The organism is Deinococcota bacterium, assembly GCA_030858465.1.
GTDB lineage: Bacteria > Deinococcota > Deinococci > Deinococcales > Trueperaceae > JALZLY01.
The window spans coordinates 1-9558 of the sequence record JALZLY010000103.1 but is presented as its reverse complement, the minus strand read 5'-3'; the positions used below and the strand labels follow the sequence as shown (position 1 = coordinate 9558).

General features: G+C 65.3%; 11 protein-coding genes. 5 read left to right on the top strand and 6 right to left on the bottom strand.

Features of this window, described 5'->3' with window-relative positions:
* The 6 genes from M3498_04835 to M3498_04810 all read right to left on the bottom strand — a co-directional run.
* A partial coding sequence (locus M3498_04835) for an electron transfer flavoprotein subunit beta (GenBank protein MDQ3458623.1) occupies positions 1–142 on the bottom strand: 142 nt, incomplete at its 3' end.
* Between the two features lie 8 nt (positions 143–150).
* Positions 151–387, bottom strand: coding sequence for a PIN domain-containing protein (locus M3498_04830; GenBank protein ID MDQ3458622.1), 237 nt, complete (start codon positions 385–387; stop codon positions 151–153).
* Positions 384–548, bottom strand: a complete 165-nt coding sequence (locus M3498_04825) for a PIN domain-containing protein (protein MDQ3458621.1) — start codon at positions 546–548, stop codon at positions 384–386. The genes M3498_04830 and M3498_04825 overlap by 4 nt, the downstream gene beginning before the upstream one ends.
* The gene (locus tag M3498_04820) at positions 539–808 is read right to left on the bottom strand and encodes a hypothetical protein (protein ID MDQ3458620.1); all 270 of its coding nucleotides are present in this window, start codon (positions 806–808) and stop codon (positions 539–541) included. The genes M3498_04825 and M3498_04820 overlap by 10 nt, the downstream gene beginning before the upstream one ends.
* A gap of 241 nt (positions 809–1049) precedes the next feature.
* Positions 1050–2189: an acyl-CoA dehydrogenase family protein gene (locus M3498_04815; protein MDQ3458619.1), complete on the bottom strand. Its 1140-nt coding sequence runs from the start codon at positions 2187–2189 to the stop codon at positions 1050–1052.
* Positions 2186–3334 carry an acyl-CoA dehydrogenase family protein gene (locus M3498_04810; GenBank protein ID MDQ3458618.1) on the bottom strand — a complete coding sequence of 383 codons (1149 nt, stop codon included), beginning with the start codon at positions 3332–3334 and terminating at the stop codon, positions 2186–2188. Before M3498_04810 ends, M3498_04815 begins: the two co-directional genes overlap by 4 nt.
* Positions 3335–3500: 166 nt before the next feature.
* On the opposite strand from M3498_04810, the gene M3498_04805 reads away from it, so the two are divergent.
* From M3498_04805 to M3498_04785, 5 genes are all read left to right on the top strand, one after another.
* A complete protein-coding gene (locus tag M3498_04805) occupies positions 3501–3923 on the top strand; it encodes a CoA-binding protein (GenBank protein ID MDQ3458617.1) in 423 nt (140 codons plus the stop codon).
* A gap of 6 nt (positions 3924–3929) precedes the next feature.
* A complete protein-coding gene (locus M3498_04800) occupies positions 3930–4748 on the top strand; it encodes a 1,4-dihydroxy-6-naphthoate synthase (GenBank protein MDQ3458616.1) in 819 nt (272 codons plus the stop codon).
* Between the two features lie 52 nt (positions 4749–4800).
* Entirely contained in the window at positions 4801–5325 is a 525-nt protein-coding gene (locus M3498_04795; GenBank protein MDQ3458615.1) for a hypothetical protein, read from the top strand.
* A gap of 156 nt (positions 5326–5481) precedes the next feature.
* Positions 5482–8862, top strand: a complete 3381-nt coding sequence (locus M3498_04790; GenBank protein MDQ3458614.1) for a phospholipase D-like domain-containing protein — start codon at positions 5482–5484, stop codon at positions 8860–8862.
* Positions 8859–9558: ATP-binding protein (locus M3498_04785; GenBank protein MDQ3458613.1), on the top strand; the 700-nt coding region annotated here is incomplete at its 3' end. The genes M3498_04790 and M3498_04785, both read left to right, overlap by 4 nt.

Below are 9558 nucleotides of genomic sequence, written 5' to 3'. Positions count from 1 at the left end.
GGAGGCGCAGGGCCTCCTCGACGCCGTACTCGTCCATGCCGTCGATGACGAAGCTGACCCCGTCCAGATCGACGCCGTCCGCGGAGGCGCGGATGCGCGCCTCGGCGTCGGGAACTTGTTTGATGATGGAAATGATCTTCATGCTTTCTCCTAAACCGCCAAAATCTGCAAGCCGTCAATGCGTTCGAACTCACCGGTATTGCCTGTCACGACAGCAAAACCATGATGTAGCGCCGTGGCAGCGATGATGAGATCATGTGCCCCAATGATTTGGCCTTTGCGTTTGAGTGAGGCATAGAGCTGTGCGTGAAGGCGAGCGCTCTCGCGGGTAAAGTCGAGCACCTCAAAGCGCGCAAGCGCAGCTTCCACAAAGGCTGCGCGTTTCACAAGCCTGGCTCGGTATCGGCATAATGAATGCCGACGAGGAGCTCAGACACCGTGATGGCGCTGATAAAGGCGTCCCCATAGTCACGGTAGCGCCTGAAATCGACGCCTTGGCCGCCGCGCTCAAGTGCGATGAGGACGCTGGTATCGAGAACTACTCCCAAGGCGAAGGATCTAAAGGCAACTCGCGGCGAACCGACATGACATCTTCCGCAAAGGCCTCCGCATCGTCGCCCAGTTTTGGCAGCGAGGCAAAAAAGTCGTTGAGCTCTTCAACGCGCAGCGTCCTCGTCGGCCCAGCCGGCACGATGCGGGCGACGACTTTGTCGCCGCGCTCGAGCTCGACACTAAGCCCTTGTTCATAGACGCGCTCGAGGAGGTCGGAGAAGTTCCTCGCCGCGTCGGCCACGTTGATCCGCTCCATAAGGACAGCGTATCACGGAATCTGTCTTTTTGGAATAGGTGTACCATCGCCCGATTCTTATCGTCCGCGCACGACAGAACTTGCGAAAAGGGACTCCTGAAAGGCCACCGCCTCCATAATCTCGGCGTCCGACGGCGCGAGGTCTTCGAAGCGGGCTGCCTCGAGCCGAGCGGCCGGTCGGTCACGAGCGTCACCTCACGGCCGAGCGAGGTCCTAGCCGGCTCGAGCGACCGCGCCACGGTCATTTGACGAGTCCGCGCGCGATGATCAGCCGCTGGATCTCGTTGGTGCCCTCGTAGATCTGGTTGAGTTTCACGTCTCTGAGGAGCTTTTCGACGGGGTACTCGCTGACGTAGCCGTAGCCGCCGTGGATCTGGATAGCCTCATTGGCGGCGGCAAAGGCCACGTCCGAGGCATAGGCCTTGGCGATAGCCGAGGCCTCGCTGTGCGGCTGGCCGGTGTCGACCAGCCAGGCGGCGTGGTAGGTCTGCCAGCGGGCGGTCTCGACGGCTATTTTCATGTCGGCCAGCTTGAACTGGATGGCCTGGTGCTGGTTGATGGGCTTGCCGAAGGTGCGGCGCTCGCCGGCGTAGCGAACAGACTCCTCGAGCGCCCGGCGGGCCACGCCGACCGAGCCCGCCGCGACCGGGACGCGCGTCCTGTCGAGCGTCCTCATGGCGATGGCGAAGCCGTCGCCGGGCTCGCCCAGGACGTTCTCTTCGGGCACCCGCACCTCGTCCAAGACGAGCTCGGCGGTGTGGGTGGCACGCTGGCCCATCTTGCCGTGAATCTTCTGGTGAGCCAAGCCCTTGGCGCCCCCTTCGACGACGACGGCGAGCGTGCCCTTGTGCCTGCTTTCGGGATCGAAGCTGGCGAAGACCACGGTCAGGTCGGCGAGGCCGCCGTTGGAGATCCACATCTTGCTGCCCGAGAGAACCCAGTCGCCGCCGTCTTTGCGCGCCCGCGTCTTCATGGCGCCGGCGTCCGAGCCGTTGTCGGCCTCGGAGAGGGCGAAGGCGGCGAGCTTGGGGCCGGCCAGGAGGGGCCGCAGAAAGCGCTCCTTCTGCGCGTCGCTGGCCGCCAGCATGATCGGCGTCAGGCCCAGCTCGGAGGCCATCAGGATGGCATAGATGCCCATGCAGCCGTAGCCCAGCTCCTCGCCGATGACGGCCTCGTCGAGCATGCCCAGACCGAGGCCGCCCAGGCTCTCGGGGATGATGGTGTTCAAGAGGCCGAGGTCAAAGGCCTGCGCGACGATGCCCTCGGGATAGGACTCATCGCGGTCGAACTCGGCGGCGTTGGGAATGATCACCTCGCGGGCGAACTGCCGCGCCAGGGCCTGGATCTGCCGCTGCTCGGCACTGAGGCTGAAGTCGATCATCCGTTCCCCCGGTAGAGTTCCCGGCCGATCACCAGGCGCTGGATCTCGCTGGTGCCCTCGTAGATTTCGGTCACGCGGGCGTCCCTGAACAGGCGCTCGACGGGGTAGTCCGCCGAGTAGCCGTAGCCGCCGAAGACCTGGACCGCGCCGTGGGTTATAGAAGACGCCGCCTCGGAGGCGAAGAGCTTGGCCATCGCGGCCTCCTGAGTCACCCGCGCGCCCTGGTCCTTGAAAGAGGCGGCGCGCCAGGTGAGCAGCCGCGCGGCGTCCAGGCGCGTGGCCATGTCGGCCAGTTTGAAGAGGACGCCCTGAAAGTCGCGGATGGGCCGGCCAAAGGCCTCGCGCTCGGCCGCGTAGTCCCGCGCCGCCGCGAAGGCCGCCCGGGCGATGCCCACCGCCTGCGCCGCGATGCCGATGCGGCCCGAGTCGAGGCTGGACATGGCGAGGCTGAAGCCCTCGCCCTCGGCGCCTAGGAGCGCCTCGTCGGGGACGAAGCAGCTTTCGAGGGTCAGCGAGGTGGTGATGGCGGCGTGCTGGCCCATCTTGCGCTCGGCTTTGCCGAAGCTCATGCCCTCAGCGCCCTTCTCGACGACAAAGGCCGAGATGCCGCGCGCCCCCGCCGCCGGGTCGGTCTTGGCCATCACCATGTAGACCTGCGCCTCGCCGCCCGAGGTGATCCAGGCCTTGGTGCCGTTTAGCAGCCAGCCGCCCTCTACCCGCTGGGCTCGAGCCTTCATCGCCGCCGCGTCCGAGCCGCAGTGGGGCTCGGAGAGGCAAAACGAGCCGATCCACTCGCCCGAGGCGAGCCTGGGCAGATAGCGTGTCTTCTGTTCCTCGCTGCCGCGCATGAGCAGCATGATCTGCGGCAGGCCGTTGGTCACGCTCATGATAGTGGCGTGAGCAGCGTCCGCCGCCGCGACCTCCTCCAAGAGAACCGCGTAGGCAAGGCAGCCGAGCCCGGCACCGCCGTAATCCTCGGGGGTCATGATGCCCAGGAGCCCAAGCTCGCCCATCTTGCCCAGCGTCTCCCAGGGAAAGCGGGGCTCCCGGTCGAGCTCCGCGGCGCGGGGCGCGATCTCGCCGCGGGCAAAGTCGCGCACCGCGCGCTGCATGTCCTTTAGGTCTTCGGGTAGTTTGAAAGTCACCGCCAGCCCTTTCCGGTCTAGTCCGTAGACCAGGATAGCAAGGGGTCGCACGGCGCACCGTGTTGTACCGTGTTGTATCCCGGTCTTCTGGTCTTCCGGGTTGGAGTCCGGTTCTGCTGTCTGCCTTTGCCTTGTGGTGTGTCGAGAACTTCGCTAAGCTGAGCTCATGGCCATTCTCAACTCGCTAGAGGACATCAAGAGGGTGCTCGAAGGGGCTCAGACCATCGCCGTGCTCGGCGCCAACCCCAAGACGGACCGGCCCGCGCACTACGTCCCCGCCTACCTGCGCTCGCAAGGCTACAGGATTCTGCCCGTCAACTCCGCCCACGAGGGCAAGGAGATGTTCGGCGAGAGGGTGCGCCCCAGGCTGAGCGAGCTGGGCGAGCCCGTCGATATCGTCAACGTCTTTCGGCGCAGCCGGGACGTGCCAGGACACCTGGACGACATCCTGGCGATGTCGCCCAAGCCCAAGGTGGTGTGGCTACAGTTGGGCATCCAGAGCGACGAGGCGGCGGCGGCCTTGACCGAGGCCGGCATCGCCGTCGTCCAGAACCGCTGCCTGCTCGTCGACCACCGCACGCTCCTCTAGGCGCTCGTGAGGCTCTCGCTCGGCTACTCGCCCTGCCCCAACGACTGCTTCATCTTCTACGCGCTGGCCCACGGCAAGGTGGCGCCCGAGCTCGGCTGGGACGTTGCCCTCGAGGACGTGGAGACGCTCAACAAGCTGGCCCGGGAGAGGGCGCTCGAGGTCTCGAAGGTCTCCTACAGCGCCTACGGCCAGGTCATGGACGACTACGTCATGCTGCGCCCTGGCGGCGCGCTCGGGCGTGGCGTCGGCCCGCTGCTGGTGTCGAAAGAGCCGCTGGGCTCGCTCAGCGGCAGGCGCGTCGCGGTTCCCGGCGGCCTGACCACCGCCAACCTGCTCCTGCAGCTCTGGCAGGAGCCTCCGCTCGAGACCTACGAGCTGCGCTACGACCTGATCATGCCCGCCGTGGCCCGCGGCGAGGCCGACGCCGGGCTCATCATCCACGAGTCGCGCTTCACCTATCCCGACTACGGCCTGCGCCAGGTCCTGGACCTGGGCGAGTGGTGGCAAGAGGAGACGGGCCTGCCGCTGCCGCTGGGCGGCATCATGGCGAAGCGCTCGCTCGGCCCGGAACTGCTGGGGCGCCTCGGCGAGGCCGTCCGCGCCTCGCTTCATTACGCCTATGCCCACCGCGCCGAGGCCCAACCCTATATCGCCGCCCACGCCCAGGAGCTGGACCCCAAGGTGATGCAGCGTCACATCGACCTCTACGTCAACCCCTACAGCGAGGACGTCGGCGAGGACGGCGAGCGGGCGGTGGCGGAACTGTTCCGCCGGGCGCGGGCCAGAGGGCTGATGCCGCCCGCCTCTCACCGCCTCTTCGTTTAGCCACCCTGGCGGCGCCGCGGTACACTGGGCTGGTGACGCAGCTATGGAGGATGTGGCAGGTCTCGAGCCGGCCCAAAGGCTTTTTGAAGAGCTGGAAAGCGAGCCGCCCCGGGTGCTCCTCTCACTCGGCGTCGCACTCCTCAGCTACCTGACGGGCGCCTTTGGCTTCGCCCTGGCCTTTTTGCGGCTCACCGCCTCCGACGCGGCCCTGCCCGTGTTGCTCATCGCCGCGCTGGCGGGCAGCCTTCACCTGCTCTTCTTGTGGAGTGTCGGCGGCTTTCTGTTGCAGATTCCCGCCGAGCTCGAGGGCCGAGCCTGGGAGGTGGCGGGCTGGAGCTGGAGCCCGCTGCTCTTTATCGGCCTGGCCGCCTTGCCGCTCGCTCTCTTGCTGCCCTTTTTGGCCGTGGTCCTCATCTTCGCCGGCTTTCTCATCTGGCATTCCCTCGTCGTCAACACCGCCTTGCAGGCGCTCGTGCCCGGCCGGGTCAACCGCACCTTCGCCAGCTCCTTCCTGGTGCTCTTCGGCCTGCCCATAGCGATCGTCACCCTCGGCATCTACGCGGTCGGCGCGCTCTGAGTTATAGCCGCTCCGCGGGCGGCTCGAGGCGAGTACCAGGCGTTCTCCGCCTTGCACCTGCCCAGCGAACGGGAATCGCCCTGACGGACTGTGGTTTAATTGACCAGCGCCGTCACAACGCCGGGTCACAACGCCGGGTCACAACGCGAGGTCAGCATGCCGCGGATTTTCGACAACATAGACTTGCACCTTCTGCCAAGCCTCAAGAACAGCCTGGGGGCCTCTGTCCGCGCCGACTTTTGCGTCGGCTACTTCAACCTGCGCGGCTGGAAGCAGGTCGCTACTTGCATCGAAGCCTGGTCCGGCGAGGAGGGCAACCGCTGCCGCCTGCTCGTCGGCATGCAGCGCTCGCCGCAGGACGAGGTGCGCGAACTGTTCAGCTTGGTGGGCGAAGACGGCGGCGTGAGCAACCAGGTCGCCGTGCGCCTCAAGAAGAGGCTGGCCGAAGAGTTTCGCCGGCAGCTGACCATCGGCGCGCCCACCAACGAAGACGAGGCGGGGCTGCGCCGGCTGGCGGCTCAGCTCAGGGACAAAAAACTTGTCGTCAAGCTCTTTTTGCGCCACCCCCTGCACGCCAAGCTCTACCTGCTCTTTCGCGACGACTACGACAACCCCGTCACCGGCTACCTGGGCAGCAGCAACCTGACCTTTTCTGGGCTCTCCGGCAACGGCGAGCTCAACGTGGACGTGCTCGACCACGACGCCACCGACAAGCTCGCGAGATGGTTCGAGGACCGCTGGGAGGACAAGTTTTGCCTAGACATCTCAGCCGATCTCATAGGGATCATCGAGGAGAGCTGGGCGCGCGAGGCGCTCGTCCCGCCCTACAGCATCTACCTCAAGATGGCCTACCACCTCTCGCAAGAGGCCAGAGAAGGCTTGCGCGCGTTCGACATCCCGAGCGCATTCAAGCTCTTTGCCTACCAGAGCGCCGCCGTGAAAATCGCCGCGCACCACCTCGAGAAGCGTGGCGGCGTGCTGATTGGCGACGTGGTCGGCCTCGGCAAGACGATTATGGCCACCGCGCTGGCGAAAATCTTCGAGGAGTCGCAGTTTACGAGCACCCTCATCCTCTGCCCCAAGAACCTCCAGAAGATGTGGCAGGGCTACGTGGACCGCTACGGCCTCCACGCCAAGGTCATGCCGATGAGCGTGGTGCAGTCGCAGCTTGCCGACGTTCCGGCGCGCTTTCGCCTCGTCCTCATCGACGAGAGCCACAACCTCCGCAACCGCGAGACGAGGCGCTACGCCGCCATCGCCGAATACATCCGGCAATCGGGCAGCAAGGTCATCTTGCTCTCCGCTACGCCCTACAACAAGGGTTACCACGACCTCTCCAACCAGCTAAGGCTCTTTGTCGCCGAGGACGCCGATTTGGGCATCCGCCCCGAGGCCTACCTGCGTGGGCTCGGCGGCGAGATGGCCTTTCGCGTCAAACACAGCAACACCCCGGTAAGGTCGCTCGCCGCCTTTGAGTGGAGCGAGCACCAGGGCGACTGGCGCGAGCTGATGCGCCTCTATCTGGTGCGGCGCACCCGCACCTTTATCAAGGAAAACTACGCCAAGGTGGACGAAACAGGCAGGCGCTACTTGACCTATCCTGAGGGTGGGCGCGCCTACTTCCCCGACCGTCTACCCAAAACCGTCACCTTCGCGCTGGACAGCGACGACCCCGGCGACCAGTACGCCCGCCTCTACGCCGAACGGGTGGTAGACATCGTGGGCCGCCTCGCACTACCGCGCTACGGCTTGGGCAACTACATAGCCGAGCAGCCTCGAACGCCCGCCGACCCCGACGAGGCCAAACTCCTTCAGAACCTCTCCCGCGCGGGCAAGCGGCTCATGGGCTTTTCGCGCACTAACCTCTTTAAGCGGCTCGAGAGCAGCGGGGCGGCCTTTTTGCTGTCGGTCGAGCGCCACATCCTGCGCAACCACATCTACATCCACGCCATCGAGAACGGCTTAGCGCTCCCCATCGGCACGCAAGACGCCGGGCTTCTTGACACCCGCTTCGAGGACGAAGACGCCTTCTTCGCCAGCGACGAGAGCGGTGAAGCCCCCGAAGAGAAGCTGCTGACGCACAGCGAAGCGGCGTTTAGAGATCGCGCCGCCGAAGTCTACGCCGCCTATAGGGGCGCCGCCAAGCGCCGTTTCAAGTGGCTCCGGCCCGACCTCTTCGAGCCGGGCTTGCTCGAGCACCTCCGCGGCGACGCCGCAGGGCTCATGGGTATCCTCCGTCTCGCCGGGTCGTGGCAACCGAGCGAGGACGCCAAACTCGACGAACTCGTCAAGCTCTTGCGGGCTCATAGCAGCGAGAAGGTGCTCGTCTTCAGCCAGTTCGCCGACACGGTGCGCTATCTGGAGAGCCAGCTCAAGGCGAGAGGCATTGAGAAGCTCGCAGGCGTCACCGGCGGCTCGAGCGACCCCACCGCGCTCGCCTGGCGCTTTTCTCCCCAGAGCAACGGGGCCAGGGTTCTCCCGGACGACGAGCTGCGCGTGCTCATCGCCACCGACGTTCTCTCCGAGGGACAAAACCTCCAAGACGCCTTCGTCGTCGTCAACTACGACCTCCCCTGGGCCATCATCCGCCTCATCCAGCGCGCCGGGCGGGTAGACCGCATCGGGCAGAAGGCCCGCACCATCCTCCTCTACACCTTCTTGCCCGCCGAGGGGGTCGAGCGCATCATCCGCCTGAGAACGCGGGTCGCGCAGCGCCTCGAGGAGAACGCCGAGGTCGTCGGCACCGACGAGAGCTTTTTCGAAGACATGACGACGGGCGTAGGGGCGCAAGGCCTTGCGCCCCTACAAGACCTCTACAACGAAAAAGCGGGGCTTTTGGACGACGAGCCCGACAGCGAGGTGGACTTAGCGTCGCAGGCCTACCAGATTTGGCAGAACGCCTTGGAGAGAGACCCCGGCCTTGAAAAGCGCATTCAGGAGATGCCCAACGTCGTCTTCTCGACCCGCGCCCATACCGCCACGCCCGACCGGCCCGGCGGCGTGCTCGTCTACTTGCAGACCAGTGAGGGCAACGACGCGCTCGCTTGGCTAGACGACCATGGAAACGCCGTCACCGAGTCGCAGTTCGCCATCCTCAAAGCCGCCGAGTGCGCGCCGGACACCCCCGCCTTGCCGCGCAGAGGCGACCACCACGCGCTCGTCAAAAGGGGCGTGGAGGTGCTCGTGGAGGAAAACCGCTCGGTGGGGGGTCAGTTGGGGCGGCCCTCCGGCGCCCGTTATAAGACCTATGAGCGGCTCAAGCGTTACCACGAAGAGGTAGGGGCGCAAGGCCTTGCGCCCCTACAGAACCTTGCGCCCCTACAGAGCGCCCTCGAGGAAATCTACAAGTACCCCCTCTACCCTTTCGCCACCGACCTCTTGAACCGCAAGCTGCGCAGCGGCGCCAATGACCGCGAGCTGGCCGAGCTGGTGATTGCCCTGCGCGAGGACGACCGGCTCTGCATCGTTCACGAGGAGGACCAAGCGAGGGAGCCCACCATCGTCTGTTCGATGGGCTTGGTTGGAGGTAAGGAATGAGCATTCACGAACGGGCGCGCGGCTATTTGACCGCCTTCGAGTTTAAAGACATGTTCGTCGAGGAACTGGGCTGGAACCCGCCGCCGTCCTTGGCGCGCCTAAGGACCGCCCTGTTCGACGGGATGAGCCCTCGAGCGGTCGCCGAACTCGCTGGCGTGATGGTCTTTGAAGTGACCTCGGAAGAAGCGCTGAGCGACGCCAAGCTGCGCAAGGAGGTTCACAAAGAGGTCGAGAAGCAACACCTCGAGCACCTCCTCATCTTCGTGGACACAGAACGCAGCCGCAGCCTCTGGTCGTGGGTCAAGCGCGAAGGAAGCAAAACCTTCCCCCGCGAACAACCGTTCGTCAAAGGGCAACCCGGCGACCTCTTGCTCTCTAAGCTCTCCAGCCTCGTCTTCGACCTCAAGGACTTCGACGACGAGGGCAACATCTCGGTCGTCAGGGTGGCCAGCCGCCTCAAGGACGCCCTCGACGTGGAGCGCACCACCAAGAAGTTCTATCGCGAGTTTCAAGAGCAGCACCTGGCGTTTTTAGAGCTGATTGAGGGCATCCCCGGCGAGAGGGAGCGCCGCTGGTACGCCTCGGTGCTCTTGAACCGGCTCATGTTCATCTACTTTTTGCAGCGCAAGGGCTTTGTGGACGGCGGCAAGACGCATTACCTTCAGGACAAGCTCGAGCTCATGAAGCAAGGGGGCA

What these genes read in the sequence shown, in the direction of transcription:
- M3498_04805 (MDQ3458617.1), top strand. Translation starts at nt 3,501, where the DNA reads ATGGCCATTCTCAACTCGCTAGAGGACATCAAGAGGGTGCTCGAAGGG.
- M3498_04790 (MDQ3458614.1), top strand. Translation starts at nt 5,482, where the DNA reads ATGCCGCGGATTTTCGACAACATAGACTTGCACCTTCTGCCAAGCCTC.
- M3498_04820 (MDQ3458620.1), bottom strand. Translation starts at nt 808, where the DNA reads ATGGAGCGGATCAACGTGGCCGACGCGGCGAGGAACTTCTCCGACCTC.
- M3498_04815 (MDQ3458619.1), bottom strand. Translation starts at nt 2,189, where the DNA reads ATGATCGACTTCAGCCTCAGTGCCGAGCAGCGGCAGATCCAGGCCCTG.